At 60.9% G+C, this 24,681-nt stretch carries 37 protein-coding genes and 1 tRNA gene; 31 read left to right on the top strand and 7 right to left on the bottom strand.

Features of this window, described 5'->3' with window-relative positions; genetic code table 11:
• Positions 1-693: 693 nt before the first annotated feature.
• Both ACFOOL_RS16440 and ACFOOL_RS16435 read right to left on the bottom strand, forming a co-directional pair.
• A complete protein-coding gene (locus ACFOOL_RS16440) occupies positions 694-1,800 on the bottom strand; it encodes a GapR family DNA-binding domain-containing protein (RefSeq protein WP_380098474.1) in 1,107 nt (368 codons plus the stop codon).
• Positions 1,801-2,025 (bottom strand): hypothetical protein, encoded by a 225-nt coding sequence (locus ACFOOL_RS16435; protein WP_380097567.1) that lies wholly within the window; start codon positions 2,023-2,025, stop codon positions 1,801-1,803.
• Between the two features lie 308 nt (positions 2,026-2,333).
• Between ACFOOL_RS16435 and ACFOOL_RS16430 the strand changes: the two genes are divergently transcribed.
• The 23 genes from ACFOOL_RS16430 to ACFOOL_RS16320 all read left to right on the top strand — a co-directional run bounded on the left by ACFOOL_RS16430 (position 2,334) and on the right by ACFOOL_RS16320 (position 14,437).
• Complete coding sequence (locus tag ACFOOL_RS16430; RefSeq protein ID WP_380098472.1) at positions 2,334-2,984, top strand: S24 family peptidase; 651 nt, start codon at positions 2,334-2,336, stop codon at positions 2,982-2,984.
• A 166-nt stretch (positions 2,985-3,150) separates the two neighbouring features.
• A complete protein-coding gene (locus ACFOOL_RS16425; RefSeq protein ID WP_380098470.1) occupies positions 3,151-3,477 on the top strand; it encodes a type II toxin-antitoxin system RelE/ParE family toxin in 327 nt (108 codons plus the stop codon).
• Positions 3,470-3,778: an addiction module antidote protein gene (locus ACFOOL_RS16420; protein WP_380098469.1), complete on the top strand. Its 309-nt coding sequence runs from the start codon at positions 3,470-3,472 to the stop codon at positions 3,776-3,778. The genes ACFOOL_RS16425 and ACFOOL_RS16420 overlap by 8 nt, the downstream gene beginning before the upstream one ends.
• Positions 3,778-4,149 carry a hypothetical protein gene (locus ACFOOL_RS16415; protein ID WP_380098467.1) on the top strand — a complete coding sequence of 124 codons (372 nt, stop codon included), beginning with the start codon at positions 3,778-3,780 and terminating at the stop codon, positions 4,147-4,149. Before ACFOOL_RS16420 ends, ACFOOL_RS16415 begins: the two co-directional genes overlap by 1 nt.
• The gene (locus ACFOOL_RS16410; protein WP_380098465.1) at positions 4,146-4,379 is read left to right on the top strand and encodes a hypothetical protein; all 234 of its coding nucleotides are present in this window, start codon (positions 4,146-4,148) and stop codon (positions 4,377-4,379) included. Before ACFOOL_RS16415 ends, ACFOOL_RS16410 begins: the two co-directional genes overlap by 4 nt.
• Before the next feature lie 207 nt (positions 4,380-4,586).
• On the top strand, positions 4,587-5,351 hold the full coding sequence (locus tag ACFOOL_RS16405) for a KilA-N domain-containing protein (protein WP_380098463.1): 765 nt from the start codon (positions 4,587-4,589) through the stop codon (positions 5,349-5,351).
• Between the two features lie 451 nt (positions 5,352-5,802).
• Positions 5,803-6,219, top strand: coding sequence for a hypothetical protein (locus ACFOOL_RS16400; RefSeq protein ID WP_380098462.1), 417 nt, complete (start codon positions 5,803-5,805; stop codon positions 6,217-6,219).
• Positions 6,220-6,283: 64 nt separating this feature from the next.
• Positions 6,284-6,649, top strand: coding sequence for a hypothetical protein (locus ACFOOL_RS16395; RefSeq protein ID WP_380098460.1), 366 nt, complete (start codon positions 6,284-6,286; stop codon positions 6,647-6,649).
• Positions 6,646-7,089: a hypothetical protein gene (locus ACFOOL_RS16390; protein ID WP_380098459.1), complete on the top strand. Its 444-nt coding sequence runs from the start codon at positions 6,646-6,648 to the stop codon at positions 7,087-7,089. The genes ACFOOL_RS16395 and ACFOOL_RS16390 overlap by 4 nt, the downstream gene beginning before the upstream one ends.
• A gap of 5 nt (positions 7,090-7,094) precedes the next feature.
• Positions 7,095-7,340 (top strand): hypothetical protein, encoded by a 246-nt coding sequence (locus ACFOOL_RS16385; RefSeq protein WP_380098457.1) that lies wholly within the window; start codon positions 7,095-7,097, stop codon positions 7,338-7,340.
• Between the two features lie 363 nt (positions 7,341-7,703).
• Positions 7,704-8,084, top strand: a complete 381-nt coding sequence (locus ACFOOL_RS16380; RefSeq protein ID WP_380098456.1) for a VVA0879 family protein — start codon at positions 7,704-7,706, stop codon at positions 8,082-8,084.
• Positions 8,081-8,224 (top strand): hypothetical protein, encoded by a 144-nt coding sequence (locus ACFOOL_RS16375; RefSeq protein ID WP_380098454.1) that lies wholly within the window; start codon positions 8,081-8,083, stop codon positions 8,222-8,224. The genes ACFOOL_RS16380 and ACFOOL_RS16375 overlap by 4 nt, the downstream gene beginning before the upstream one ends.
• Before the next feature lie 8 nt (positions 8,225-8,232).
• Positions 8,233-8,973: an ERF family protein gene (locus tag ACFOOL_RS16370; protein ID WP_380098453.1), complete on the top strand. Its 741-nt coding sequence runs from the start codon at positions 8,233-8,235 to the stop codon at positions 8,971-8,973.
• Complete coding sequence (locus ACFOOL_RS16365; RefSeq protein WP_380098452.1) at positions 8,970-9,650, top strand: lambda exonuclease family protein; 681 nt, start codon at positions 8,970-8,972, stop codon at positions 9,648-9,650. The genes ACFOOL_RS16370 and ACFOOL_RS16365 overlap by 4 nt, the downstream gene beginning before the upstream one ends.
• A gap of 70 nt (positions 9,651-9,720) precedes the next feature.
• On the top strand, positions 9,721-10,227 hold the full coding sequence (locus ACFOOL_RS16360) for a hypothetical protein (RefSeq protein ID WP_380098450.1): 507 nt from the start codon (positions 9,721-9,723) through the stop codon (positions 10,225-10,227).
• Positions 10,224-10,418 carry a hypothetical protein gene (locus ACFOOL_RS16355; protein WP_380098449.1) on the top strand — a complete coding sequence of 65 codons (195 nt, stop codon included), beginning with the start codon at positions 10,224-10,226 and terminating at the stop codon, positions 10,416-10,418. The genes ACFOOL_RS16360 and ACFOOL_RS16355 overlap by 4 nt, the downstream gene beginning before the upstream one ends.
• A complete protein-coding gene (locus tag ACFOOL_RS16350) occupies positions 10,411-10,821 on the top strand; it encodes an HNH endonuclease (protein WP_380098448.1) in 411 nt (136 codons plus the stop codon). Before ACFOOL_RS16355 ends, ACFOOL_RS16350 begins: the two co-directional genes overlap by 8 nt.
• A 253-nt stretch (positions 10,822-11,074) precedes the next feature.
• Positions 11,075-11,206: a hypothetical protein gene (locus ACFOOL_RS16345; RefSeq protein WP_380098447.1), complete on the top strand. Its 132-nt coding sequence runs from the start codon at positions 11,075-11,077 to the stop codon at positions 11,204-11,206.
• Entirely contained in the window at positions 11,199-11,945 is a 747-nt protein-coding gene (locus ACFOOL_RS16340) for a hypothetical protein (RefSeq protein WP_380098446.1), read from the top strand. Before ACFOOL_RS16345 ends, ACFOOL_RS16340 begins: the two co-directional genes overlap by 8 nt.
• Positions 11,942-12,268, top strand: coding sequence for a hypothetical protein (locus ACFOOL_RS16335; RefSeq protein ID WP_380098445.1), 327 nt, complete (start codon positions 11,942-11,944; stop codon positions 12,266-12,268). Before ACFOOL_RS16340 ends, ACFOOL_RS16335 begins: the two co-directional genes overlap by 4 nt.
• A 228-nt stretch (positions 12,269-12,496) precedes the next feature.
• A complete protein-coding gene (locus ACFOOL_RS16330) occupies positions 12,497-13,237 on the top strand; it encodes an HNH endonuclease (protein WP_380098444.1) in 741 nt (246 codons plus the stop codon).
• Entirely contained in the window at positions 13,234-13,443 is a 210-nt protein-coding gene (locus ACFOOL_RS16325; protein ID WP_380098441.1) for a hypothetical protein, read from the top strand. The genes ACFOOL_RS16330 and ACFOOL_RS16325 overlap by 4 nt, the downstream gene beginning before the upstream one ends.
• Positions 13,415-14,437: a tyrosine-type recombinase/integrase gene (locus tag ACFOOL_RS16320; protein ID WP_380098440.1), complete on the top strand. Its 1,023-nt coding sequence runs from the start codon at positions 13,415-13,417 to the stop codon at positions 14,435-14,437. Before ACFOOL_RS16325 ends, ACFOOL_RS16320 begins: the two co-directional genes overlap by 29 nt.
• Positions 14,438-14,518: 81 nt before the next feature.
• Here the strand turns inward: ACFOOL_RS16320 and ACFOOL_RS16315 are convergent.
• A tRNA-Pro gene (locus ACFOOL_RS16315) sits at positions 14,519-14,595 on the bottom strand.
• 149 nt (positions 14,596-14,744) lie between these two features.
• A complete protein-coding gene (locus ACFOOL_RS16310) occupies positions 14,745-15,641 on the bottom strand; it encodes a LysR family transcriptional regulator (RefSeq protein ID WP_380098438.1) in 897 nt (298 codons plus the stop codon).
• A 98-nt stretch (positions 15,642-15,739) separates the two neighbouring features.
• On the opposite strand from ACFOOL_RS16310, the gene ACFOOL_RS16305 reads away from it, so the two are divergent.
• Positions 15,740-16,936 (top strand): MFS transporter, encoded by a 1,197-nt coding sequence (locus tag ACFOOL_RS16305; protein WP_380098436.1) that lies wholly within the window; start codon positions 15,740-15,742, stop codon positions 16,934-16,936.
• A gap of 62 nt (positions 16,937-16,998) precedes the next feature.
• Here the strand turns inward: ACFOOL_RS16305 and ACFOOL_RS16300 are convergent, their stop codons facing one another.
• From ACFOOL_RS16300 to gmd, 3 genes are read right to left on the bottom strand one after another with little or no spacing between them, the layout of a single operon-like run.
• Positions 16,999-17,457 carry a hypothetical protein gene (locus ACFOOL_RS16300; RefSeq protein ID WP_380098435.1) on the bottom strand — a complete coding sequence of 153 codons (459 nt, stop codon included), beginning with the start codon at positions 17,455-17,457 and terminating at the stop codon, positions 16,999-17,001.
• A 57-nt stretch (positions 17,458-17,514) separates the two neighbouring features.
• Positions 17,515-18,465, bottom strand: a complete 951-nt coding sequence (fcl, locus tag ACFOOL_RS16295; protein ID WP_380098433.1) for a GDP-L-fucose synthase — start codon at positions 18,463-18,465, stop codon at positions 17,515-17,517.
• 4 nt (positions 18,466-18,469) lie between these two features.
• Positions 18,470-19,519: a GDP-mannose 4,6-dehydratase gene (gmd, locus tag ACFOOL_RS16290; RefSeq protein WP_380098432.1), complete on the bottom strand. Its 1,050-nt coding sequence runs from the start codon at positions 19,517-19,519 to the stop codon at positions 18,470-18,472.
• A gap of 173 nt (positions 19,520-19,692) precedes the next feature.
• Between gmd and ACFOOL_RS16285 the strand changes: the two genes are divergently transcribed.
• The 7 genes from ACFOOL_RS16285 to ACFOOL_RS16255 all read left to right on the top strand — a co-directional run bounded on the left by ACFOOL_RS16285 (position 19,693) and on the right by ACFOOL_RS16255 (position 24,381).
• A complete protein-coding gene (locus ACFOOL_RS16285; protein ID WP_380098430.1) occupies positions 19,693-21,126 on the top strand; it encodes a mannose-1-phosphate guanylyltransferase/mannose-6-phosphate isomerase in 1,434 nt (477 codons plus the stop codon).
• 84 nt (positions 21,127-21,210) lie between these two features.
• Complete coding sequence (locus tag ACFOOL_RS16280) at positions 21,211-21,687, top strand: hypothetical protein (RefSeq protein WP_380098429.1); 477 nt, start codon at positions 21,211-21,213, stop codon at positions 21,685-21,687.
• Positions 21,688-21,944: 257 nt separating this feature from the next.
• A complete protein-coding gene (locus tag ACFOOL_RS16275) occupies positions 21,945-22,184 on the top strand; it encodes a hypothetical protein (protein ID WP_380098428.1) in 240 nt (79 codons plus the stop codon).
• Between the two features lie 25 nt (positions 22,185-22,209).
• Positions 22,210-22,335: a hypothetical protein gene (locus ACFOOL_RS16270; RefSeq protein ID WP_380098427.1), complete on the top strand. Its 126-nt coding sequence runs from the start codon at positions 22,210-22,212 to the stop codon at positions 22,333-22,335.
• 380 nt (positions 22,336-22,715) lie between these two features.
• Positions 22,716-23,120 carry a hypothetical protein gene (locus tag ACFOOL_RS16265; protein ID WP_380098426.1) on the top strand — a complete coding sequence of 135 codons (405 nt, stop codon included), beginning with the start codon at positions 22,716-22,718 and terminating at the stop codon, positions 23,118-23,120.
• Between the two features lie 41 nt (positions 23,121-23,161).
• Positions 23,162-23,515 carry a hypothetical protein gene (locus ACFOOL_RS16260; RefSeq protein WP_380098424.1) on the top strand — a complete coding sequence of 118 codons (354 nt, stop codon included), beginning with the start codon at positions 23,162-23,164 and terminating at the stop codon, positions 23,513-23,515.
• Positions 23,509-24,381, top strand: coding sequence for a CsgG/HfaB family protein (locus ACFOOL_RS16255; RefSeq protein ID WP_380098423.1), 873 nt, complete (start codon positions 23,509-23,511; stop codon positions 24,379-24,381). Before ACFOOL_RS16260 ends, ACFOOL_RS16255 begins: the two co-directional genes overlap by 7 nt.
• Positions 24,382-24,681 lie beyond the last annotated feature (300 nt).

The following is a 24,681-nucleotide window of genomic DNA, read 5'->3' as shown; positions in this document are numbered from 1 at the left end:
CGGCCCAACAGGCAGCCTCATCTACAACCGACAAGTCAGTCATTTTCTTTTGCTCCGGGAGCAAAGGATTTTTGCGCATCCGTCAAAGCCCTCTCGATAGTTTTTGAACCATCGAGTGAACGTGACGAAGAAAGGCGCAGAGATTGAGCGAGATACCGACGACACCGGAGTTCAGGAAACTTGTGCGTCGGCAAATGTTGCACGAGGCCAAGCGTCAACTTGACCGCGTGAATGGAGCGGCCGGTACGGATGGAGGAGGAAATCCGCACCGGCCTACGGCGCTGCGAGAGGGAGGGAGCCGCGCGCCGATCTGGAATTCGGGAAAAGCGCCGGACCCGGAGGCCCGGCCAGTTCAGGGAGGTAAAAGCGTCAGCAACCGAGATGGAGAAGGGGAACCCTTTCTTCGTTTGGTTTCTGACAATGTGGCCACGGCCACGACCAAGCCCACGAGACGCAGAACAGACAGCGTGAGCTTGGTAGTGATCGAGGGAAGCAGGAAGTGACGGAGAAACTGCCAGGGATGCCTTGGCGCTCCCTGCCCCGTTCCCGTCCGCAATGGTGGAAAGACGTGCGGATACCATCACGAAAGCGCCCCCACGATGATCATGACGTGGATCGTCACGAGAACGAGAACGCCACCGTAGATGGACGGCCAGAGGATGCGTGATGGAGAAAGACGGCCAGGGCGACGGGTCATTCCGCACCCGCCATTTCTTCGGCCAGGTCGAACGCGGCCAGAATGTCAGCGGCTCGATGCGGAACAGCCTTCACCAGCTTTGCGGCGATCTGCTTTTCCTGCGCCGGCGTGAAATCACGGTCGCGGCGCTGCCATGCAATCACGTCCATCAAAACGTCATTGCCGCTGTACTGGATTACCGGGTATTCGACGCCGAGTGCGCGGCAGATGTTATAGCGAGCCCAGCCATCAACAATCACATCGCCCATGCGCACGATGGGGCGCTGCACACCATTGGTCCCAATATCGTCGCCAAGGCGCTCATATGCAGCCCCGAGGACTGCTGGAAAGCAATCCGCGTACGGCAGGCGCCTCATTGGCACCGGCGGGAATTGTTCGGTGGACGGAGCCCGCCCGGCATCCGAGGCGCTATCCTCGAATTCTATGGCGCTGGCAGGTGCGCTCGATACAGAAAGCTCTTGCCCTCCGTCCTTTGCGGCACTCTCTCCGCCCGTCACGTCCATATCCTCAGACGTTGCAGATGCTGTCCGCCCAGCATCAGGCCTACTCGCCGCCTCGGCTTCCTCCGGCGCATCGACAACCGTCGATGCCTCGGACATCGCAGACCCGGGGGCCGCTTCATCGGCAGCTTTCGCTACGGGATGGGGTGCGACCTGACCAGAGAGGGATGGGGGATTGGTCAGGTCGCCGGCAGGATGGGGGGCATCCTGCTGTTCGGTGATTTCGCCGGTTTCGGCGTCGTGTTCGGGGGTGATTTCCTCGGAGGCCGTTTTCAAGCTGTGAAGCCCGGAATTGCTAGCCTTGGAGCCGATTCCCATTTCGGCCCTCGCGTACGCATGCGCGTGAGGCTTGTTTTTGGCCCGGTAGTAGGCGGTCAGATACAGGTCGCGGATGACTTCCTTTTCTGCTTCGCCATCTGCGTCCTTCTCGACCTTTCGAATATGCGAAACGACCTCGCCAAGGCGCGTCTTGTCGTACCCGCGAGCCTTCGCTTCGGCATAGATTTCGCGCACATCTGCTTTGATCGCGTCTTCCTCGGCTTTCATCCGCAGAATGCGGTCGATGAATGCGGCAAGCTCGTCGTCGGCAACGCCATCGGTCATCTAAGCCTCCACTTCCCGGCACTCGGCCGCGAGCGAATTGACCCGGCGCATGTTGGCGACCTGATGCGCGCGGCCCGAGTAGCAGCCGCCGAAGTCAGACCTTTCCGTCAGTCCCGAACCGTCGATGTTGAGATAGAGCCCAGAGGGATGCTTGAGCCTGATCAGGGGATCGGCAGAAGCAGTGGCCCGCTTGAACTCGGCCTTGATGAGCGAGGCGGCAGTCATGCGCTTGCCTTTTGGGGAGAGGGGGAGGTGTTGGGCGCGCGCTGAACAGCAAGCCACTCCAGCGTCACGCCGTCCACGCCATTGCGCTCGGAAGCAGAAACCACACTCGGCCAATGCTCTGGAGCGATGCGGTTGCGAAGCCTCATTTGCCGCGCAGCCTCATACCCGCAGCCGATGGAGGCCGCGAACTCGCCAATGGTTGGCCACTTAGAAATTAGGTCGGAAATCGAGATGGGTGCGTTCGACATGCCAGTAACGTACAAAACGTACGACGCTTTTTCAAGCGAAATCGTACACCTTGAACGATGATGCTGGTGCATACCGTACAGATGGAACAAAAAGACCGGTTAAAGCAGGCTATTCAAGAGAGCGGATATGATAATCCGACCGACGCATGGCGCGCGAATGAACGCATCCTGAAGTCTGGCCGAGTTGGCAAAGATCTGCTCACCAGCATGACGAATGGAAACCGCGAAATCTCAAAGAATGCAGCAGCCGTCCTGTCGAGGGTTTTCGGCCATACGCCCGGCTGGTATCTCTATGGGGTGGAAGATGCGGCCGCGCCACGCCAGCTTGATATCCCCATGGTCTCCATGGTGAGCGCAGGGCGGATGCGCGACCAGCCAGGCGTCACGGCGGCTGACGTAGAGCGTTATGTGCGGCTGGCCGATCTTCCTCCAGGTGACTGGATCGCCCTCGGCGTTGACGGGAGCTCCATGAACAGGATCGCGCCAGAAGGCTCTATAATCATCGTGAACCGCGCAGACAGCACGCTAATCGACGGTAAATATTATGTTTTTGCCCTTGATGGTGGCGCCGCTACGTTCAAGACGTATCGCCGGGAGCCTGAGCGCCTACAGCCCTTTTCGTTTGATCCTGACCACATGTCGATCCCGGTCACACCGGAGACTGATATGTACGTTTTTGGCCGTGTTCGCCGGATCATCCAAGAAGTGTAATCCAGAACGGTCAAGACGGGGATAAGGTGGCTGTGGAGAGGGATTGGATGGCCTTTCGGACGCTTCATCGGTGCCCTGCCTTGCGCTGGCCGCAACGCTGTTGTGATCGGGCCGAGGAACCAAACCGCCGTTCATCCCTTGTTAAACTGTAGTTCGTAGGCTACATATGACCACGCCAAACGACGAGATCGAAGTTTACCGGACCGACATTTTCGACGCTTGGCTGGGAGGACTGCGCGACCACAAAGCGGTTGCAAAAATCACGACGCGGATTGACCGGCTACAGCTTGGAAATCCCGGAGATGCCGAGCCAGTAGGTGGCGGTGTTTCCGAGATGCGGATAGATTATGGCCCTGGCTATCGGGTCTATTTCATCCGCCGTGGCAACGTGGTGGTGATCCTGCTTTGTGGTGGCGACAAGTCCTCTCAGAAAAGCGACATCAAGATCGCCAAGGCATTAGCCGCAGAGATAAAGGATGCGTCACATGGTTAAACTGCACAAATATGACAGCGCCGAATACCTGACGAGCGATGAGGCTGTCCTTGCGTATCTGCAAGAAGCCATCGACAGCGACGACCCGAAAATGGTTTCCCATGCGCTCGGCGTCGTCGCCCGTGCGCGCGGCATGACCCAGATCGCCCGCGATGCTGGCGTGTCGCGTGAAAGCCTCTACCGCACCCTCAGCGACGAGGGAAACCCTGAGTTTGGCACGGTGATGAAGATCGTTCGCGCCATGGGGATGAAGCTCGCGGTTGCGCCGGCTGATAACGGCCGTTGCCACGCGGTGGCCTGATGGCTCCACGCAGGCCCAAGTCCGCCAGAGAACTCGCCGCCCGCGCTCTATGCAGTTTTGACGGCCATCCAGAAGATATCAAATTCGAAGGCCGGCCCATGTGGGAAAGCTATCTAGACCAGGCAGATGCGGTGCTGGAGGCATTGGCGATAGCCCCGACGCAGGGGCAGTTGGAATACGTGCCGGTCCAGATTTATCACGTGCTCCGCCGATTATCCCAGGGCGCCATTTCCACGAACAGCATGCACGGCCGCGAGGATGAAGGGCTAGTGGGATTCCTGCTGTCCCGAGGCTTGGCAGTCGAGATCGACGGAATGCTGCATATCACGGTTGCCGGAAAGGCTATCGGGGAGATTGAGGACGAACGTTGACCCCCGCCGAAGCCGATCAGCGCATTATCCTGAGCCGCCAAACCCTGGTTCGATATGCAGAAATGGCGGCGGCTGGCCAATATCCGACCTCGGATATGGGGCTGATAGGCGATGAAATCACGATCCTAGAGCAAATCGCCGAGGCTTATCCCGGCAAAGCCGCGAAACTGGAGAGCCTTATCGAGCGCTGGATGAGATTCCGGGAATGGATGAAGGGAAAGCTGAACTGAGGCTTAAGGTGGGGCGGCACGTTGCCAGAACGTTCTGGCACTTGACGCCAGCCGTGAATCTCGGCGAAATAGAAAACGCCCGTCTCTCGTGCGGAGAGCGGGCGGTTTCTTTAATCGCCTTTTGGACGACCTCTTTAGCAAGAGCACCTTCTAACGAAATTGACGGTGCGGTCAACCCCAAAGGCACTGACATAAAGGTGTCTTTATATGACTGACGTGCCTGACTTCATTGTCCGCAATCAAACGGTACGCTTCACGACTGATGGGCTTGCTCGCCTGAACGATGTATGGGCCGCCGCTGGCGCTCCAAAAAACCGCTTGCCAGCTGACTGGATGCGTCTCCCGACCACCAACCGACTGGTCAACGCGCTGCTCGAAAAGAGCACGGGAAAATCCCATAACTGGACGGATTCAGAAGTAAGATCAGTGCATTACGTTAAGCACGGTATTGGCACTTTTGCTGATATCCGCCTCGCCTTGGCGTATGCGGAATACCTGGACGCGAAGCTAGCCCTTGAGGTGCGAGAGGTATTTCTCCGATACAAAGCAGGCGACCCTCTCATCGCCGACGAGGTACTCAGCAGGGCAACGGCAGAAGCGAACGAGTGGGTTGCCAGACGAGCCATGGGCCGCGTGGTGCGCAACCAGTTTACAAACGAGTTGCACACCAGAGGCGTTAGCCAAGGTCGTGAGTATGCAATTTGCACCAACGTAACCTACGAAAGGGTGCTCGGAGGCCCCGCCAAAGCCCTCAAGGCGGCAAAGCGTCTCCCTGCAAAGGCCAATCTACGCGACAATCTAAACGTACGAGAACTGGCATTCATTGCAGCGGCAGAAGCGCTTTCGGTCGAACGTATGGAGGAGGAGGATAGCCACGGATTTGTGCAGTGCCATGCCGCCACAAATGCCAGCGCTACTGTGATTGGCCGTGCCATTGCGGCGGACAGGCTGGCCAGAAAAAAAGCTAAATAGCACCCTCCGAAGCCCCGGCCACCACCGGGGCTTTTTCTTTGCCCCGCCCTGCGGTAGATTCAGGTCATGACCAGCAAACTCACCACTCCGAAGCCACGCGGGCGCCACAGGGGCGCACCGGCAGTGATCGGAGATGGGAATGCACCACAAGAGGAAAGGCCCGAAATCCACTCGGGCCGGATGCCTGCTCTGCAAGCCGCATAAGCGGCAAGGCACGAAGCTCATGGATCGCCAGCGCCATTCGGTGAATCGTCGCCTGGTCGATGGCAGGCAGCAAATCAGAGAATAACCCCCAGCCCGCTCCGGCGGGCTTTTTTGTGCCTGTGATTCCCACCGTACGAAAATCTTTCATCCATCGTACATTTTGTACTTGACCGCCTGTCGTACGTTTTGTACGGTCTCCCCATCAACCGAGCGAGCACGGCTCTGCTCAAGGATGGGAGATGGAAGAATGAAGTTCGAGCGGCCAGACGGTTTTGTTTCCGACCTCCCGAACTGCGGGATTACCGCTCTCGCTGTCGTGACCGGTCAGGACTACGAAACCATGCGCCTATGGTTTGAGAAGGCCATGGGGATCAAGCGGCCCGGCGCGTGGAAGGGCTGGACCAAGTCGAGCTACTACGAAAAGGCGCTGCGGCACTTCAAAGTACGTTTTCGCTGGGCGGTTCCCGCCGGAGCTTCGATTGCGCTGGGTGCATTCAGCGAAATGCACACTCTCAAGAGCGCCACCTATCTCATCCGCATCCCCGGTCACGTGCTGGTTCTGCGTGACGGACTTGTTCTGGACAATCGCGGATCGGAACCGGTTAAGCCGGTTGAGAAGTACCGTCGCCGCAAGGTCACCCACGCCTGGATCATCAACCCATGACCCCTTCCCTCTGCCGATCCACGCGGTCGGCAGTAGCAAGCGGTTCTGTCCAATGGAGGGCAAGATGACCAACACCTACAAGCCCCACGGTCGATACGACTACTGCACCGACATTCCGGCGCTGATCTTCGGCATGAAGGATCAGAACTTGACGTTGTTCCATGACTTCGAGTGTGAGGTCGATGTCGAATGTGGGCTGTCCCGCGACGGCTTCGATCTGGCTGCCCGCGTCACTGACGTGCTGGTCGATGGCGTTTCGCTCAAGAACGGCGATGCACTGGCCAAGGCTATCCGCCTCAAGGTCATGGAGATTGCCGACGCTGAATTGGAAGCTGGCGGCGCTCTCTGGGATCAGGTTCGTGAGGTCGAGGGGCTGAGCCTGTCCGGCCACCCCGGCGATCCCGATGCGCACTGGCAGCAGGCGTGGTGACCGACATGACACTATCAACCGACGCCGGGTTTGAAGCTGGTCACATCTGCAACCGGAACGGATGCGCCGGGATCATCGAGCAGCACGACAGCGATGGCTGTTGCTCCTGCCACATCAACCCTCCTTGCGGCCACTGCACCACACCACGCGAGTTCTGTCCCGTTTGCGATTGGGACGCCAAAGACGACCTGATCGTAGAGGCCGAAGGCACGATCTATCTCGGCGCGGTGAACTACGTCGAGAAGGTTCAGCGCGTCTTGGACCCCACCAAGATCGACTACACGATCAGTATGCACTCCAGCAGCTCGCAAAAATGCCAAGGCGTTTACCCGCCCGGCACAACGCGCGCCGAGGTCGAGCAGCGCGTGAAGGGCACATTTGGTGGCCGCTTTGAGAGTTTCGGCGGCGGCAAGTTTTCATACATCGCTTACACGGATTGACCGCCATGGAATCCACCCGCGAACGCAAAACCCGCTTCATCAAGAGCTTTGGCGACCGCGCCGCTCGTGATGCTGTTCTGTCCCTTTTCGCCCGATACGGCCTCGACATGCTCTCCGATGAGCTTCTGGACGAAGCGACGAGTGAAATGGTGGCGGATGCCATGGCAACGACCAAGCGCGTTGTTCGGAACCGCAGAATTTACCGGCGGAAAATGGCCCTCGATGCCGCCTCTATGAAGAAGGTGGGATGAGATGGCGCACACATTCACCGCCGGACCATTCAACAGCACTCCGTTTTCGTCTTGCTGCGGCGTGGCGTCGATGAATTCGGACGGGCGTCCGGACACCAAATGCCATGGCTGCGGCAAGCCAATGGCCTACCACGACGATGACTTGTCCCATATCCGCGCCAAGACCAAACCCGGCTGCTGCCTCATGTGCGGACAGCCGCGCGGCAATCCCGCCGTGTCTGGCAACTGCCATTGCTGAGGCTCGGGCCATGATCCTCAAACCCACCATCATCGACGGCAAATGGGTCTATCGCCCCGCGCCTACGCAGGATGCCGCATGGCTATCCCGCCTATCCCGATCACCCATAACCAAAGAGGCCAAGAATGGCTGAGACGATGACGATCCCGGAGTTTCACGCCGCTCTCAAGGCGCAGGGCGTTGGGCACCACATGCACTGTGCATTCGTCTGCCCGATCTGCGCCACCGTGCAGTCTGGCGCCGACTGGATGCGCGCCACCGGAAAAACGTTCGAGGAAATTGAACCCAAAGTCGGCTTTAGCTGCATCGGTCGCGGCACTGGCGCTGGCGAGCACAGGCGCGGAACGCCGCCGGGCAAAGGGTGCAACTGGACCCTCGGAGGATTTTTCCGCCTTCACAAGCTCGAAGTGGTGGATGCTGAGGGCAAGAACCACCCAATGTTCGAGATTGCCACGCCAGAGCAAGCGCAGGCCCACAAGCTGGCCAGCGAGCAGGCTGCAGCATGAACACCCTCTCCCACCAGATCCCCTCTGCCACCGGCCTGTTGCCGATCCGCGAACAACTGCGCGAAGCGGCGCTCCATCTGGCCGTGTTCGTCATCGCAACCCCAATTCTTTTCGAGCTCGCGCACTGGCTGCGCGGATAGGAGCCGATATGTCCCAGGCAATGGAAATCCGCACGGCCCAGCCGGTCGAAACAATGCCGCTGGCGCCCGCCGCTTCGGAGAGCGCTGCAATCCTGTCCGTCATCGAGCGGATGGCGATGAACCCGGAAATGGACCCAGACCGTATCGAGCGGTTCATCGTGCTCAAGGAACGGATCGACGCCGCCGCCGCAAAGAAAGCCTTCGACGCCGCAGTCGCCCAGGCTAAGGCGACGATCCCACCCGTAGCGAAGAACGCAACCGGGCACAACAACAAGAAGTATGCCGACTTTTCTGCATACGCCAAGGTGGTTGATCCCATCATTTCGGCGCTCGGCCTGTCCTATCGGTTTAGGACGGACCAAAGCGACCGCATCACCGTCACCTGCGTTCTGACGCATGAAGGCGGGCACTCGGAAGAGAACAGCCTCGCCGGCCCTGCTGACGCCTCGGGCAGCAAGAACGCGATCCAGGCCATTGGGTCCACCCTGACCTATTTGCAGCGCTACACGTTGGTCCAGGCGCTCGGCCTAGCTGCCTCTGGCGATGATGACGGCAATGCCGCCGGCATGGGCGAACTTATCGACGCCGAACAGGTCGCAGTGATCCGGGGGCTTCTGGACGAAACCAATTCGGACACGGCCAAGTTCTGCCAGGTAATGAAGGTTGACGGGCTGCCTTCGATCCCCGCTTCGAAGTTCAAGGACGCTGTTGCCAAGCTCAACGCCAAGAAGGCGAGGGCAGCACAATGAGCGATTTCGAGCAAGGCTCTGCCGACTGGTTCGCTATCCGTTGCGGCAAGGTCACCGCCTCCCGCGTGGCCGATGTTGTCGCCAAGACCAAGACCGGCTGGGGCGCCTCGCGCGCCAACTATGCTGCCCAGCTCATTGCCGAGCGCCTGACGGGCACCGTTGCCGAGAGTTTCAGCAACGCGGCGATGCAGTGGGGCACCGAGCAGGAGCCGGAAGCGCGTCTTGCCTATGAGTTCCGCACTGACGCCGAGGTCGAGCAGATCGCCTTTGTCGAGCATCCGTCCATTGCGATGAGCGGCGCCAGCCCTGACGGCCTGATCGGCACCAATGGTTTGGTCGAAATCAAGTGCCCGAACACTGCGACGCACATCGAGACGCTGCGCGGACAGTCGATCCCCGGCAAATATCAGACACAGATGCTCTGGCAGATGGCCTGCACCGGGCGCCAGTGGTGCGATTTCGTCTCGTTCGATCCTCGGATGCCGGAAGAAATGCGGCTGTTCGTGCGCCGTTTGCCGCGCGATGACGCCCACATTGCCGAGTTGGAAGCCGAGGTCATGGCCTTCCTGGCCGAAGTCGACGCCACCGTGGCCGACCTGACCCGCCTCTACAGCATCCCCGAAGCATTCGAGTTACCCGAAGCTGGTCGGCGCGCTGCCGAGCTGCTTCGCGTTTAGTTACCGAAAGGGACCGGGTGAGCCCTGCCCCCAGGGTGAGCAGCCGAATAAGCGGCCCGGAGAAATTCAGATGACCGAGCGACCTATCGTATTTCAATGGCAAGGTGATGCCATGGTGCCGGCCACCCGCTTCTGGCAGGCAGAGTGCGACAAGCGCTTTGTCGTGGGTGAGAACGTCACGCTGGAGGAAATCCACGCCCGGTCGCACGCGACCCACGCTCATTATTTCGCTGTCCTCAAGCAGATATGGGACACCCTGCCCGACCATCTGCGCCCACAGTTCGGCAATCCTGAAATCCTGCGCAAGCATGCGCTGATCCGCACCGGATATCACACGATGGTGCAGCATGCCTGCAAATCAGCAGCCGAGGCCGAGCGCCTGGCCGCCGTGATCCGGCCTTATGACGCCTATCAGATCGTCACCGTCGAGGGGGCGATAGTCACCGTCTACCACGCGATGAGCCAGGACATGCGCTCGATGAACAAGGCGACGTTCCAGGCATCGAAAGAGGCCGTGCTGAACTGGTGCGCTGAATTGATCGGCGCCGACCCGGCTGATGTGAGGGCGGCGGCATGAAGCTCACCCCCTCCGAAGCAAAACTGGTCGATCTTATCAAAGCCATGCCGGGCGGCAGCTACTGCCCCGGCAGAGACGCCACCGTCACATCAGAGGTGAACCGCCTGCTGCGGCGGCTGGGTCGCCGCGGGGTTTTGTCTGTTGAGGCCACGGACGATGGCCCGAGGTTCACGGTGGTCGATCATGGCTAGATCCCCTGCCCTCTGGATCGGCAAGACGGATGACCAGGCCATTCCGCCGAGGGTCAGGCTGCGCGTGTTCGAGCGCGCCGGCGGGCGCTGCCAGTGCTGTGGCCGTAAGCTCGGGCCCGGCGACAAGTGGCAGGCCGATCACGTCATCGCCCTCATCAATGGCGGCGCCCATTCCGAAGCCAACCTGCAATGCCTCTGCGACTGGTGCCACAAGGCAAAGACACGTGAGGACGTAGCGGAGAAAGCCAAGAGCGCCCGCATCCGTCAGCGCCAGGCCGGCATCCGCCCTGCCCCGAAATTTCAGTCACGCGGCTTCCCTAAAGCGCAGCCGCAGAAAACTGCATCGCGACCGACAACCAAGGGCGTTGGCCTCGCTTTTTTCCAGGAGCCAGAACAGCAATGAGCCCGCTTGAAGCATATATCGCGCTCCATCAAGCGGCGGCAAAGGCGGGGGCGCCCATCTGCTCGGTTTGCGGCGGCATTATCGCCTTCCCGCACGACCACCGACCGGACGAAACCGGGCTGGATGATGGGCCATGGATGCCGGGACGCGCGCCGCGCAAAAAGGCCGCAAAGAAACCAGCCGATGAAATCAGAGAAATCAGAAGTCGTGCGTGGGCTACGCGCCGCGTCAAATATGGGGAGCACGGTCACAGATGATCGACAAATTTTCAGACCCGTTCGATATGTCCATTTTCGCACCGGAAGCGCGGAACCTGATGAACATGGGCGAGCAAGACTTGTTCGACGCTCTGTCCGCCCTTTCCAGAGAGCCCCACAATGGTTGAGTTGAACGAGAAGGCCGAGGAAGTGGTGTTCTGCCCGAACTGCGGCTGGAATAGCGCAATGGATGGCGAGGCCCTCCCCGCCCCTGATGATAGGCTGAAGCCAGTCGAAGGACTGCGCGACAACGGGGAGCCCCTGGTACGCTTGTCCGATGCTCTGGCCGTCATCCAATGCAAAGCCGACCAGGTCGATCGGCTGACGCGGGAGAGGGATGACGCTAAAGCCGCATTTCGCATCGAGCAAATCAAGCACGGCGAAACGATCCGCAATAAGGCTGTGGCGCGCGATATAGACCTGAAGTCTAGCTCGATCCTGAAATATTTGGAGGAAACCCGAATGTGGTCGGCTTCCGCGTTCGTTGCGGGCGAGACTGTACCCGATCCCGAGCAGGATATGGTCGACCTGTATAGTTTCCTGTGCAGGCTGGGCAATGTTCTCGACGCATGGGCGGAGGATTTTGATGCATTGCAGGAGTGGAATATCTCCTTGGCCGCTCGAACCGAAGCCGCCGACCAGCAGGTGCAGAAGCTCACTGCCGAGAACGAGAGGCTTGAGGCGAATATCGTTCGCCTCACCAGCAACCCCGCCGATCATCGATACTGGGAGGGGCGATATCGGGATGAAGCGGCTGAGAGCGTGAGGCTGAGAGAGGTCATCCAGAACGCACTGGCGGCCGGACTCCCCGATGTTGTAGCGCGCGCCGCCTCTTCCGCCCTCCAAACACAGGAGGGCGAGGAATGAAGCTGACGAAAGAAACGCCGAATATTGAATGGCTACGCCTTCCGCCCGGGCAATTGCGCGTGCTTTTGACAGCTTGGAGCGCTGATAGCATCGTGTGCAGCGGAAGAGCCCTTAACGCTGCCAGCAGCCTGACCCGACGCGAACTGTTGAAGTTTATCGCACCCATCGACGGCGGTTTGCGCGGTGAATTTGAATTGACGGCTGTGGCAAAAGACTATCCTCCGACAGGCCTAAAGTCGCTGCTGGTTAAGCATGACGGCAAAGTCAACGTGGGAAGCAAACCGGCCGGCCGCTCCGCTCTCACCCAGGAAGGAGAGAGGTGATGAAGTTGACCGACGAACAGTTTCTGGTTCTTCGCAGGACCGATGATCGGGACGCATATTGGACCAGCGACATAGCGCGTATGTGCCGGATCAAGACGCCTCGAACCAGGGCAGTTCTGGAAGCGCTGTGGCGCCGTGGCCTTGTCGAGCGTGTTGTCGAGGGTGGCAGAGGTCAGCCTTCATCGTGGAGGCGCACCGACACCGGCCGCGCAGCCTTGGAGCCCCACCATGCAGAATGATCTGCCAGAATGGTGCCCGCAATGGGCCTGGGATGAGGCATACAGGCTTGCTTCTCAGGTCGTTGCTGAGCGAGGAGCAAGGATGGAAGCATTTCAGCCCATAGTCGCCCGCGCCCTTGTTGCTGCGGAGAGGAGAGGGAAAATGTGGATACACGATATTTCGCTCGATCTTTTGAATGAAACGTTTGAGATCGATTTCTCGTGTCCATACGGCCTTGCTTACCGAGAGCGTCCAATCTGGCAGTTTACTAGCGCACGAGATCAACGCGGATTCAACGCAAAGTGGGCACGAAAACCAGCCGGGAGCCCGTCACGCTCTGGGCACGGGAAGGTCTATATCTTCGGCAGAAGCATTTTAATTCATCGCATCATCTATGCCATCCACCACAGGATTGAATGGCATGCGATTCCGGCACTCATAGACCACATAAACGGCGACCCATCTGATAACCGTCCAGATAATCTTCGTCCTGCCACCAAAACCGAAAACTGCAGAAACGCCAGAGTCAGGAAGGACAGCAAGTCTGGGCTCAAAGGAATTCGCATCCGGGAGAACGGGAAGTTCTCGGCTAAAATCAAAGCTGATGGCAAGGATGTGTGGCTTGGGACGTTCTCAACCATTGAAGATGCCCAAAGGGCATATGCCGACGCCGCAGTTAGATTTCATGGCGAGTTTGCGCCAGAGCATATCCGTGCCGCCGCCATCCGCCAGATTGGGGGTGAGGGATGACGGCACGACCCGCCCTCATCCGCCAGAGCGACGTGAAGCGCATCCTGCAAGGCGCAGCCGACGCGGGGATAACTATGGGGATTGTGGTGAAAAACGGCGAAGCCCTATTCCTTCCCGTTGATCGCCTTGCCGCCGAGAAAGAGCCTTCCGCTCTCGAACGGTGGAAGGCAAAACGCAATGCTGGTGAAGCTGGTGGGCATTCATAAGGTCAAGGCCAAGCTCGCCAGCGGGGAGCGCGTCACCTATTACTACGCTTGGCGCGGCGGGCCGAGGATCAATGCCAAGCCGAACACGCGCGGCTTTCTCGCTGAATATCACCGCCTGACAAGGGCGAGGCCGGACGCGCCGGGCAAGGGCACTCTTTCCGAGCTGGTCCGAGAGTACCTCAAGAGCCCTGCCTACCGTAACCTCGCAGCAAGCACCAAGAAATCCTACGACTGGGCCATCGATAAGATTGAGGCCGAATACTTTGACCTGCCGATCGCTGCCCTAGGCGAGCGCGGGGCGCGGAAGATGCTGCTGGAATGGCGGGATACCACATTCACATCCACGCCGCGCGCCGGCGACATGGTGATGGCCGTCTTGAGCAAGATTATCGCCTTCGCCGTGGACCGTGAGGATATCGACCGGCATCCACTGGAGAAGATAGCGAAGCTGGCGGACAGCACCCGTAAGGACGTGATCTGGACCGACGAGCAGGTTGCCGCCTTCAAGGCCAAGGCACCGGCCAGGATGGTGCTGGCGCTTGAACTGGCCCGTTGGACCGGGCAGCGGCAAGGCGACCTTCTGGCGCTCACGTGGTCCGCCTATGACGGAACCCACATTACGCTGCGGCAGGGCAAGACAGGCACGCGGGTGAGGGTAAAGGTGGCGCAGGAGCTTAAGGCTCTACTGGACGCGCAGAAGCGGACTGCTGTGACAATCCTGACGAACCGGAGCGGAAGGCCCTACACCGAGGGCTTCCGGTCGTCGTGGGCAAAGGCAATGGAGGCCGCCGGCGTCAAGGGAGTAACTTTCCACGATCTGCGCGGCACCTTTGTCACGCTGGCCCATCGTGAGGGGGCGTCGATCCGTGAGATTGCCGAGGTAACCGGGCACTCGGAAAAGGACGCCGAGACGATCATCCGCAAGCACTATCTGGCTGGCGATTCCGCCGTCACAAGGTTGGAAAAACGGAACGAAAAGCTCGCCAAGCTGTAAAATAGCCGGAAAGCTGTAAAACGAAGGCCGGGACCGGACACCCCGACCCATCCTGTAACGCCCGGGAACCTTGAGATTGAATGGTCGGAGCGGCCGGATTTGAACCGACGACCCTTTGTCCCCCAGACAAATGCGCTACCAGACTGCGCTACGCCCCGACTGCCGGGACACATAGGCAAACGGGGCTTTTGAGGCAAGCCCCAAATTCTCACGAATGAGAACAAAGCACAAATAGAGCGAGGAAATGCAGGATCGTGGTGCAAACTGCCGCCAAAAGTTCCACGCGGATTTCGCCAAAGGCGGTGGCCTATTCGTTTCGATAGCGGAGTGCGTCGATGAGCGCGGCAAAGGCCGGTGAACTCAGACGTCGGTTGGGGTAATATAGATGATGACCTTGCCATACGATTGACCAGTCTCTCAGCACCTCAACAAGCTGTCCGTTGTCAAGGTAAGGACGAGACATTCTCTCCGGGACAAAGGCTACGCCGTGGCCGTCTAGTGCGGCGCCTAGGATCGGAATGATGCTGTTGAACGTCAGTTGTCCTTCGACCCTCACATTAACTCTTCTGTCGTCCTTGCCGAACTCCCATGCGTAACATGATCCCGCGGTTGTGAGGCGCAGGTTGATACACTGGTGGTCAATCAAATCTTGGGGTTTCTGAGGCGCGCTCCGGTTCATCAAGTATTCCGGTGTAGCCACGCACGTGAAGCGGAAGTCCGGACCGATGCGCACTGCAATCATGTCCTTGGAGATGGAGTCTCCCATCCTTACGCCCGCATCAAAGCGTTCTGCGACGATATCCACCATTCCGTTATCGATGACAAACTCCACCGAAACGTCGGGATACGCACGAAGAAATTCGCGCAACATCGGCCTGAAAATGGCTTCGATCATGCTGTCGACGCAGGAGATTCGAACATGGCCAGCAGGGAGATCGCGAAACCGGGTCAGGGCAGCCAACTCGGTTTCGATACCTTCGAAATGAGGGCCGATCGACCGGATCAGGGCCTCTCCGATCTCCGTTGGAGCAACGCTGCGCGTCGTGCGCGATAGCAGACGCACCTTTTGCCTTTCCTCAAGCCGCCGAACGGCGTGGCTGATGGCGGAGGCACTAACCCCCATTTTCGCCGCAGCGCGTGAAAAACTCCGCTCCCGAGCAACGGCGAGGAAGGCCTGGAGGTCATTTAGGTGATAGTTGGACATTCGTGAATTCTAATCACAAGTGCATCCAGATTTCATCATCTAATCGCATCAGTCCGGCTCGATTAGGCTGGGGCGATGATTTTCGGTGTGAGGTCAAAATGACGGGTGCGAACGCACAGAGTTCCGGTGATGCTGCCTATTGGAATGCAGTGATATGCCTGTCGCTGCTGGCATTCACGGTGAGCGCATCCGAATTTCTGCCCGCCAACCTGTTGACCCCGATCGCAAACGATCTTGGCATTACCGAAGGCCAGCTAGGACAGGCAATTTCAGTATCCGGCCTTTTCGCTATTGCTACCAGCTTGCTGGGCAATTCGCTCCTGACACGGCTTGATCGCCGCATTGCGGTCATGATGTATACTGGCGCGCTGGTCCTGTCGGGTGTCGCAATAACCTTTGCGCCGAACTATTTGGTTTTCATCATAGGGCGTGCGCTGATCGGTATTACTGTTGGCGGCTTCTGGTCCTTGTCGACTGCAATTCTGGCGCGTCTTGTGACCAGTAAGGACCTGCCAAAGGCAATTACAATCCTGCAGGGGGGAGGAGCGCTGGCAGCCTTGATAGCGATTCCGCTCGGCGCTTTCCTGGCCGGCCTGATCGGATGGCGGGCTGCCTTCTTCATGATTGTGCCAATCGGCATAACCGGCCTTATCTGGCAGGCCATTGCCCTGCCGGCCATGCCAGCATCACATACCGTCTCGGTGCGCCGGATGTTTGGGCTGTTTCATAGTCCTATTTTCGCGATCGGCATGACTGCCGTCACGCTCGCCTTCATGGGCCGCTATGCAATGTTTACATATGTGCGGCCGTTTCTTGAAGGCGTAACCGGCATGAACGTGAACGGCTTGTCGCTGATGCTGTTTGGGATTGGCATTGCCGGGCTGATCGGCACGATCATGGCAGGGTTCGTGCTCCGAAATCATCTCAGAGCGGCCCTCATCGGCCTTCCCGTCGCCATGGCAGTGATATCTTTGACGCTAGTCCCGACCGGTCATATCCCGAGCGTGACTGTCATCTTGCTGCTGCTCTGGGGTCTACTGGCCAATCCCATTCCAGTAGCCTGGTTCACCTGGATAGCCAGGGTTGTGCCAAATGACATGGAAGCGGCCGGCGGCCTGCAGGTCGCACTGATACAGTTTGCCATCACGTTTGGTGCCGCTGGTGGGGGACTTCTTTTCGACATCACCGGGTGGTGGAGTCCGTTCGTGCTCGCCGCACTTCTCCTCGGTGTGGCCGCAGCATTTGCGGCCAAGGCTGCGCCTTCCAATACCAAAGGAGGTTTGGCTTCGAATTAGCATGGTTATTCAATCAAGGTTTGACCCGCTCCCATCGCGATGAGAGTTCACTGGCTGTGCGATCAATCGCCGGCGAGGCGGTCGACGGGCGCCTTGCCGTCGGTGACGAAGACCAGTTCGTAGCGGGCTTCGCCCTTGCCGGCAGCCGAGCAGGTGAACCGGGCGGCGACGCCCTGATAGGGATTTTCGAAGACGCAGTTCCCCCGCACCTTCTCGGTGCGGATATCGGCCTCGCCGCGTCCCAGCAGGACCTGATCGAGCACCTGATGGATTTCCTCGCCCACTATTTCATCAGCAGCGCCCGAAAAGGTGACGATCAGGCCGTCGGCGAAGGCATAAAGCCCCGCGCGCCCCGTATCGTAGACCATCTGCATCACCTGATCCTGGCACTGCGCGCTAAAATCCTCGGCGCCCAGGGTAAGGGTTTCGCAGGTGCCGTCCATCATCAGCATATTGACCGGCTCGGCGGCGCCGGCCGGGGCCGCGACAAGCAGCATCGCGTAAAAAAGGCGGGACTTCATCGACACTGTCTCCCCCTGCGCCGTCGTCCCACAGGATGGGACGCAGCCTGATCAAGGTCAAGTGGCTCCCTCACGCCCGGCGACATGCCCGAGAAACCACTCATAGGTGCCGCGCACGCCCTCCTCGAGGCCGATGCGCGGGCGCCAGCCGGCGTCCCGGAGTTTTGCCGCGCTCATCAGCTTGCGGGGCGTGCCGTCGGGTTTTTGCGGGTCGGTGACGATCTCGCCGGTAAAGCCGACCACGCGACATACCAGCCTGGCCAGGTCCAGGATCGTCAGTTCACTCCCTGAGCCGACGTTGACGGGGTCGTGCGCGGAATAGGTCTCGAGCAGGAACAACAGCGCATCGGCACAATCGTCGGCATGCAGGAATTCGCGATACGGCGTGCCGGTGCCCCAGATGGCGATGGACGCGGCGCCGCTGCGCTTGGCCTCGTGCGCCCTGCGGATCAGCGCCGGCAGCACATGGCTGGAGGCCGGATCGAAATCGTCGCCGGGGCCGTAAAGATTTGCCGGTATGGCCGCGATATAGTCCCGCCCATACTGCTTCCGATAGGCCTGGGCGAGCTTGATGCCGGCGATCTTGGCGACGGCATACCATTCATTGGTCGGCTCGAGCGGCCCGGACAGCAGGGCGTCCTCCGGAATCGGCTGCGGCGCGAATTTAGGATAGATGCAGCTCGATCCCAGCATCAGCAGCCTGTCGACATCCGCCCTGTGGGCCGCATGCACCACATTCGCCGCGATCGCCAGATTGTTGTAGATAAACTCCGCCGGCAGCCGGTCATTGGCGAGAATGCCGCCCACTTTCGCCGCCGCCAGGACGATGGCATCCGGCCGGGCCTCGAGCAGGAAACGCTCCACCTCCGCCTGGCGCGTCAGGTCCACTTCCTCGCGGCCCGCCGTGAGCACCGCGCAATCCTTCGCGGCGAGCCGGCGCACCACGGCGCTGCCCACCATGCCCCGGTGCCCGGCGACCCATATTTTCTTTCCCGCCAGAGCGTACACGGCTTCACTCCTTCCCCGCGCACATGATCCTGAGATCCTCCCGCACCATCTCGCGCGCCAGCTCGCGCACACTGGTCCGGTGCGACCAGCCGAGCTTCTCCCGGGCCTTTTGCGGATTGCCCAGCAGCACATCCACCTCGGTGGGACGGAAATAGCGCGAGTCGACCGCGACGAGGCACCGTCCGGACGCGGCATCATGGCCGGTCTCGCCGACACCCTCGCCCCGCCATTCGAGAGCGATGCCGATATCGGCGAAGGCCCATTCCACGAACTGCCGCACCGGCGTCGTCACGCCCGTGGCCAGCACATAATCGTCCGCCCGCTCCTGCTGCAGCATCAGCCACATGGCCCGGACATAATCGCGCGCATGGCCCCAATCCCGCCGCGCATCCAGATTGCCCAGATGGAGCCTGTCCTGCCGGCCCAGATGAATGGCGGCGACGGCGCGCGTTATCTTGCGGGTGACGAAGGTTTCGCCCCGCAACGGACTTTCGTGATTGAACAGGATTCCGTTCGAGGCGTGCAGCCCATAGGCCTCGCGATAATTCACCACGATCCAATAGGCATAGAGCTTGGCCGCCGCATAGGGCGAGCGGGGGATGAAGGGCGTGGTCTCGTCCTGGGGCACGGCCGGCGCCGCGCCAAAGAGCTCGGAGGTGGAGGCTTGATAAAAGCGGGTCTTCGCCTCCAGCCCGAGGATGCGCAGCGCCTCGAGCAGCCGCAAGGTGCCGATGGCGTTGGCATTGGCGGTATATTCGGGGAGCTCGAACGATACCCGCACATGACTCTGGGCGGCGAGATTGTAGATTTCGTCCGGCTGCGCCTGCTGAATGATCCGGATGAGATTGGCCGTGTCGGTCAGGTCCCCGTAATGCAGGATCAGCCTGGGGTCGGCCTCGTGCGGATCCTCATAGATGTCCTCGATGCGGCCGGTATTGAATGAGGACGACCGCCGCTTGATCCCATGGACAATATAGTCCTTATCGAGCAACAAGCGCGCCAGATAGGCGCCGTCCTGTCCGGTTACCCCCGTAATCAGCGCCACCTTGCTCACGATATGCCACCCGTCACCAAAGCTACCGGGCGATCCGGCCCGGTTCCCAAGCAAAAGCAGTCTTCCATGAAGTTCAGGCACTCGTCCATCCGGAGCAAGATTGACGAATGGGGCGCGGTTTCGTGTTCTTACCGGATAAGAGGCCGAATAACTGGTATTGCTGGAGTCGCGACATGAGGAGGCGGGAATTGATCGTTCCGGTAATTCTGGCAGGCGGCCAGGGCACGCGCCTCTGGCCATTGTCGCGCTCGGCGCGGCCCAAGCAGTTCCTGCCGCTGACCGGCTCTTGCAGCCTCTTCCAGGAAACCCTGCGGCGCGTTTGCGGCACTGAGCGCTATGCGCCCGCGCTGGTGCTCACCAATGCCGACTACCGCTTCATCGTCGCCGAACAGGCGCAGGAGACCGGCATTGCGCTGGGCGGCATCCTGCTCGAGCCCGTCGCCCGCAACACCGCCGCCGCCATCGCCGCCGCCGCGGCCTATGCCATCGAGCATTTCGGCGCCGAGGCGGTGCTGCACGTCCTGGCCTCCGACCACGTCATCGGCACCGGCGACGATTACTGGCAGGCCGTCGACACGGCCGCCGCGGCCGCCCGCACCGGCCTGCTCGTCACCTTCGGCATCCGGCCTCGCCGCGCCGAAACCGGCTATGGCTATATCCAGGTCGGCGAGGCGCTGCCGGGCGGCGTCAGCAAGGTGGCCCGCTTCACCGAAAAGCCCGACGCCGCCACCGCCGAAAGCATGCTGGCCGCAGGCGGCTATGTATGGAATTCCGGCATGTTCATGCTGGGCGCCCGCACCTTCCTCGAGGAGACGAGGCGCTTGGCCCCGGCCACCCATGAAGCGGCCATCGCGGGCGTCGGCCGGGCCCGCACCGACCTCGACTTCATCCGGATCGACGAGGCCGAATTCGCCCGGGCGCCGGATATCTCGGTCGACTACGCCATCTTCGAAAAGACCGGGCGCGCCGCCGTGCTGCCGGTATCGTTCCACTGGTCCGACCTGGGCGCCTGGGACGCGGTGTGGCAGGAACGCCGGCGCGATGCCAGCGGCAATGCCGTCGCCGGCTCGGCGACGCTGACCGACACCGCCAATGCCCTGGTGATCAGCGACCACGGCCATGTGGTGGTGCAGGGCCTGGACGATATCGCCGTGGTGGTCAGCGAGGACGCGGTCTGGGTGGGCAAGCTGTCCGAGGCGCAGAAGATCGGCCCCCTGGTCAAGCGCCTCAAGGCCGATCCGGCAACCCGGGCGCTGACGGAAAACCACCGCACCACCCATCGCCCCTGGGGCGGCTATTCTTCGGTGCTCAACGGCGACCGCTTCCAGGTGAAGCGGCTTTTCGTCAAGCCGGGCCGGAAGCTCAGCCTGCAAAAGCATCATCACCGCGCCGAGCACTGGGTGGTGGTGCGGGGCACGGCGGAGGTGACGGTCGACGGCACCGTCACTACGCTGACGGAGAACCAGTCGATCTATCTGCCGGTGGGATGCGCGCACCGCCTCGCCAATCCCGGCAAGATCGAACTCGAACTGATCGAGGTGCAGACCGGCTCCTATCTCGGGGAAGACGACATCATCCGCATCGAGGACGAATTCGGCCGCGTCTGAACCCGGCATTCGCCGATCGCCGCCACGCCACGAGCATGGGCGCATTGCTTGGCAGCGGCCGGGATATGTGCTTGCCTGCGGCTCATGAGGCTTCTTATCCTGGCGATCGCCTGTATCGGCACCTTCCCGGCCGCCGCTTCCGAACTGACGGGGAGCGTCGTGCCGCCCTATCCCGACGGCTTTTCCAGCGATCTGGGGTCCTGCATTCCGGCCGGCGAGGATATCTGCGCCTATTCCATCGCCGCGCTCAACGGGCCGGACGGAGCGGTCGTGAAAATCCTCGCCCAGAAATCCATCGGAGACGCCGGGAGCGACACGATCTGGGAAATCGTCGACGAACTCGACGCACCGCCGCAGCCTCCCGGGCAATTCTGGGCCTTCGAGGAATGCCATCTCGATGGGATTATCGACGCTTCGGTGATCGGCCTGGCGGCGGCCACCGATATGGGCGGATGGCTCGAAACCGATAGTACCGTCTGGGCGGCCCGGTTCGACGTGGCCTCCAACCGCTTGATGGAACTCGATCCGGAACGGGCCGAATGCCTCTTGCCCGGCTCCTGAGCGCCAGCCGATGAAGTCCGGTGTAAAAAAATCGCTCACCATGGAACCGATGCGGGCACCGCCCGTTATCCTTTCATCGGAACGCGATTGAAAAATATCGAAGACCGATAAAAAGACCCCGGCAGCTTCGGCTACCGGGGTTTTTCATGCGCGAATTCCATTTCCCCTGCCGCTGCCCGGCAGAAATATCATTACCCCCGAGCCTCTTGACCTGCGCACGCGTCGGCGGGACTATGCGGCAGCGGCGGGAGGCATCCATGGAACGCGACGGCCTGGTCCAAGATGTCGAGATACAACTGGACGGCGAGATCCACAAAGCCACCTATTTCGTCGAAGGCGGCGTCATTCATGCGCAATTGGGCGACCAGACCTACCGGTTGCCGCTGGGCCGGCGGCCCGCCGGCGAGATGGTCAAATCGCTGATGGCGGAAAAACTGCGGCGCAAGGGATTTCGCGAAAGCCTCGCCAGGAAATGGTTCCCGCGCCCCGGACAATGATCCCCGTTTTGAAAAGGAGCCCATAATGTACGAAGCCGACAAGACCGGACTGGAGCCCATGCAGGCCATCATCATGCTGGCCGGCGGCGTATGGGTCGTCGGCGCCGCCCTGTTCCTGATCGCCATGACGGTCGGAAATGGCATGATCTAGGCCCCGAGCGGGCCGGGGCGCCCTGCCCTCCCACAAACGGAAAACGTCAGCGCCGCCGGCACCGGGAGACCGTTGCCGGCGGCGTCTTGCTGCCCTGGGCCCGGCTGCATTCGGGATTATTTACCTGCAAACGCGCGGAAACGCAGTGACCCGAACGCCCGGCGAAACATGGCCCGAGGCTCCGGTCCTGCGCCGTCCCGGGGGAGCGGTTTTCCGGCCCCTCGTTTGTTACTGCATCTAAATAGCTGTCGCATAAGTAAATTCTATTAATCGGCGCCCCTGTTGCTTGAAATCCATAGACACTTCAATGGCTAAGCGTATGATGACGACAAATTACAGGGGTAGTCGGATTCGTGAGAACTTGGTCGCAAACTATTGTGGTGGCAGCGAATCTGGCTTTCCTGGCGGCGTCTGTCGCCCAGGACGCGCCCGAGTATGATCCCTCGGACTTCCTGTCGTCGCTGATCAGCCTCCGCTCCGCCGCCGTCACCTGCGATCCGTTCGTCGCGAGCAGCCCGGCGGCCAGGACCGAGACGGTCACCGCCTTTTTCGGCGAGCTCAACCAGACCCTGCCCGACCTCGTCGACACCGAGACGCAGGCCAGCCTCAACAAATTCGTCGCCTCCCAGGCAGCTTCGCTTTGCCGGGACAAGCTCGATGCCGCCTTCGCCGCCTATGGGGCGCAGGCGGCCCATTACGTGAACAGCAAGCCGGGCGAGTGGCCGGATCCCCCCGAGATCACCCGGGGGGCATGGTGCAGTTCCGAAAACTGCCTCGAATTCTAGCCCCGCGCCGAACGGGCGGATCCCGAAAAAGGAGGGACGCTTTGCGATCATCACTACTCATCCCCGTCCTCGTGGCCGGCCTCGTCAGCCTGACACTGCCGGCTTTCGGCAACGGACTGGGGGAAAGCCGGCCCTATCAATTCCGCTCGGACAGCCAGCGCCAGGTCAACCTGACCGTCGAGCGCTCGCGGCTGGAACTGCTCGGCCTTTTGGGAAGCGGCTCCGGGCTGGGCGGGGGCAGCGGCACCGGACAGGTCGGCAACTCCACCGTCATCAATGTCAGCGGCTCGAACAACGTGATCACGGTCAACCAGACCAATAGCGGCGATCAGAGCCAGACCCGCGATTGCTCGGGCTCCAGCTTCAACGTCACCGGAGGCATGTTCGGATGCTGAAAATCCTCGCCCCGGCGCTGGCCGCCCTGACCCTGGCCGGCTGTACCGCGCTGACGCCGATGACGCGGCCCCACGCGCAGTTCCACGGCCCCGTCCCCATCGCGACGGCGACCCCGGCCGACGAGGCGCTGGTGTGCCTCAGCCGCTCGCCCGAAGTGCGCCGCGCCGGCATCGTGGTCGCGGTACACACCATCACCGACCAGACCAACAAGTTCACCTCCGAAGAAGGCGGCTTCGTGCCGCGCGACGCCGCCGCAATGCTGATCACGGCGCTGCAGAAGGCCGGCATCGCCCAGGTGAACCGCAGCAATACCGTGGTCACCGAATGGGAGATCGCCCGCGCCAAGGAGCAGATCCTGGGCGATGGCGGGCAAACCACGGTCGGCAACCAGACGGTCGATTTCCGGCCGGTGACCAAGGGATCGATCCGCGGCTCCGACTATGTCATCGACGGCGCGCTGACCCAGCTCGATTTCAACACCTATTCGGGCGGCGCGGAGGCCGTGGTCGGCGGCATCGGCGGCGGGGCACGGAGCTTCGCGCTGACCGCGGCCGCCGATATCCGCGTCACCAATACGCGCACCACCCGCATCGTGCGCGCCGGCTCCTACGCCAAGCAGGCGGTCGGCACCGAAGTCTATGCCTCGGTGTTCCGCTTCTTCTCCAACGAATTGTTCGACATCAAGATCGGCGACAAGTCGCAGGAAGGCCTGCATGCGGGGGTCCGCTGGCTGATGGCGGAAGCGGCCTACGACATCGTCGGCTCGCTCGTGAACCACAATGGCGCCTGCGACAAATACCTGCCCCCGGTGACCCAGGAACTGCGCGCCGAACGCAGCGCCGAACTGGCGGCCGTCAAGCCGTAGGCCGGACTTCGAACCGTCCCGCAGGGTCAATCGCTCCGGTGGAGCGATTGAAAGAGAAAAGGCCATGAGAGCGACGACCAGCGCTCCCTCCCCTTGAGGGGGAGTGTTTACTTTGGACCTTCCTGGATCGATATTTGTTGCCCACACAAGCACTTTGCTGCACTCGGGCTTGACCCGAGGGCCGGCCTGGGCGCCCCGAAACCCGGGTTTCCTGCACGTGGAAAGAGGCCCTCGGGTCAAGCCCACTGCTGTCCGGTTTAATCTGGTGAGAACTGGAGGGTCATTTGGCGGGTATCGCGG

Source organism: Devosia honganensis (genome assembly GCF_042648785.1).
GTDB lineage: Bacteria > Pseudomonadota > Alphaproteobacteria > Rhizobiales > Devosiaceae > Devosia > Devosia honganensis.
Note: the sequence above shows the minus strand (reverse complement) of the source record. Positions and strands in the feature narration are given on the sequence as shown.

What these genes read in the sequence shown, in the direction of transcription:
- ACFOOL_RS16440 (WP_380098474.1), bottom strand. Translation starts at nt 1,800, where the DNA reads ATGACCGATGGCGTTGCCGACGACGAGCTTGCCGCATTCATCGACCGC.
- ACFOOL_RS16435 (WP_380097567.1), bottom strand. Translation starts at nt 2,025, where the DNA reads ATGACTGCCGCCTCGCTCATCAAGGCCGAGTTCAAGCGGGCCACTGCT.
- ACFOOL_RS16430 (WP_380098472.1), top strand. Translation starts at nt 2,334, where the DNA reads ATGCTGGTGCATACCGTACAGATGGAACAAAAAGACCGGTTAAAGCAG.
- ACFOOL_RS16425 (WP_380098470.1), top strand. Translation starts at nt 3,151, where the DNA reads ATGACCACGCCAAACGACGAGATCGAAGTTTACCGGACCGACATTTTC.
- ACFOOL_RS16420 (WP_380098469.1), top strand. Translation starts at nt 3,470, where the DNA reads ATGGTTAAACTGCACAAATATGACAGCGCCGAATACCTGACGAGCGAT.
- ACFOOL_RS16415 (WP_380098467.1), top strand. Translation starts at nt 3,778, where the DNA reads ATGGCTCCACGCAGGCCCAAGTCCGCCAGAGAACTCGCCGCCCGCGCT.
- ACFOOL_RS16405 (WP_380098463.1), top strand. Translation starts at nt 4,587, where the DNA reads ATGACTGACGTGCCTGACTTCATTGTCCGCAATCAAACGGTACGCTTC.
- ACFOOL_RS16400 (WP_380098462.1), top strand. Translation starts at nt 5,803, where the DNA reads ATGAAGTTCGAGCGGCCAGACGGTTTTGTTTCCGACCTCCCGAACTGC.
- ACFOOL_RS16395 (WP_380098460.1), top strand. Translation starts at nt 6,284, where the DNA reads ATGACCAACACCTACAAGCCCCACGGTCGATACGACTACTGCACCGAC.
- ACFOOL_RS16385 (WP_380098457.1), top strand. Translation starts at nt 7,095, where the DNA reads ATGGAATCCACCCGCGAACGCAAAACCCGCTTCATCAAGAGCTTTGGC.
- ACFOOL_RS16380 (WP_380098456.1), top strand. Translation starts at nt 7,704, where the DNA reads ATGGCTGAGACGATGACGATCCCGGAGTTTCACGCCGCTCTCAAGGCG.
- ACFOOL_RS16375 (WP_380098454.1), top strand. Translation starts at nt 8,081, where the DNA reads ATGAACACCCTCTCCCACCAGATCCCCTCTGCCACCGGCCTGTTGCCG.
- ACFOOL_RS16370 (WP_380098453.1), top strand. Translation starts at nt 8,233, where the DNA reads ATGTCCCAGGCAATGGAAATCCGCACGGCCCAGCCGGTCGAAACAATG.
- ACFOOL_RS16365 (WP_380098452.1), top strand. Translation starts at nt 8,970, where the DNA reads ATGAGCGATTTCGAGCAAGGCTCTGCCGACTGGTTCGCTATCCGTTGC.
- ACFOOL_RS16360 (WP_380098450.1), top strand. Translation starts at nt 9,721, where the DNA reads ATGACCGAGCGACCTATCGTATTTCAATGGCAAGGTGATGCCATGGTG.
- ACFOOL_RS16355 (WP_380098449.1), top strand. Translation starts at nt 10,224, where the DNA reads ATGAAGCTCACCCCCTCCGAAGCAAAACTGGTCGATCTTATCAAAGCC.
- ACFOOL_RS16350 (WP_380098448.1), top strand. Translation starts at nt 10,411, where the DNA reads ATGGCTAGATCCCCTGCCCTCTGGATCGGCAAGACGGATGACCAGGCC.
- ACFOOL_RS16345 (WP_380098447.1), top strand. Translation starts at nt 11,075, where the DNA reads ATGATCGACAAATTTTCAGACCCGTTCGATATGTCCATTTTCGCACCG.
- ACFOOL_RS16340 (WP_380098446.1), top strand. Translation starts at nt 11,199, where the DNA reads ATGGTTGAGTTGAACGAGAAGGCCGAGGAAGTGGTGTTCTGCCCGAAC.
- ACFOOL_RS16335 (WP_380098445.1), top strand. Translation starts at nt 11,942, where the DNA reads ATGAAGCTGACGAAAGAAACGCCGAATATTGAATGGCTACGCCTTCCG.
- ACFOOL_RS16330 (WP_380098444.1), top strand. Translation starts at nt 12,497, where the DNA reads ATGCAGAATGATCTGCCAGAATGGTGCCCGCAATGGGCCTGGGATGAG.
- ACFOOL_RS16325 (WP_380098441.1), top strand. Translation starts at nt 13,234, where the DNA reads ATGACGGCACGACCCGCCCTCATCCGCCAGAGCGACGTGAAGCGCATC.
- ACFOOL_RS16320 (WP_380098440.1), top strand. Translation starts at nt 13,415, where the DNA reads ATGCTGGTGAAGCTGGTGGGCATTCATAAGGTCAAGGCCAAGCTCGCC.
- ACFOOL_RS16310 (WP_380098438.1), bottom strand. Translation starts at nt 15,641, where the DNA reads ATGTCCAACTATCACCTAAATGACCTCCAGGCCTTCCTCGCCGTTGCT.
- ACFOOL_RS16305 (WP_380098436.1), top strand. Translation starts at nt 15,740, where the DNA reads ATGACGGGTGCGAACGCACAGAGTTCCGGTGATGCTGCCTATTGGAAT.
- ACFOOL_RS16300 (WP_380098435.1), bottom strand. Translation starts at nt 17,457, where the DNA reads ATGAAGTCCCGCCTTTTTTACGCGATGCTGCTTGTCGCGGCCCCGGCC.
- ACFOOL_RS16285 (WP_380098430.1), top strand. Translation starts at nt 19,693, where the DNA reads ATGAGGAGGCGGGAATTGATCGTTCCGGTAATTCTGGCAGGCGGCCAG.
- ACFOOL_RS16280 (WP_380098429.1), top strand. Translation starts at nt 21,211, where the DNA reads ATGAGGCTTCTTATCCTGGCGATCGCCTGTATCGGCACCTTCCCGGCC.
- ACFOOL_RS16275 (WP_380098428.1), top strand. Translation starts at nt 21,945, where the DNA reads ATGGAACGCGACGGCCTGGTCCAAGATGTCGAGATACAACTGGACGGC.
- ACFOOL_RS16270 (WP_380098427.1), top strand. Translation starts at nt 22,210, where the DNA reads ATGTACGAAGCCGACAAGACCGGACTGGAGCCCATGCAGGCCATCATC.
- ACFOOL_RS16255 (WP_380098423.1), top strand. Translation starts at nt 23,509, where the DNA reads ATGCTGAAAATCCTCGCCCCGGCGCTGGCCGCCCTGACCCTGGCCGGC.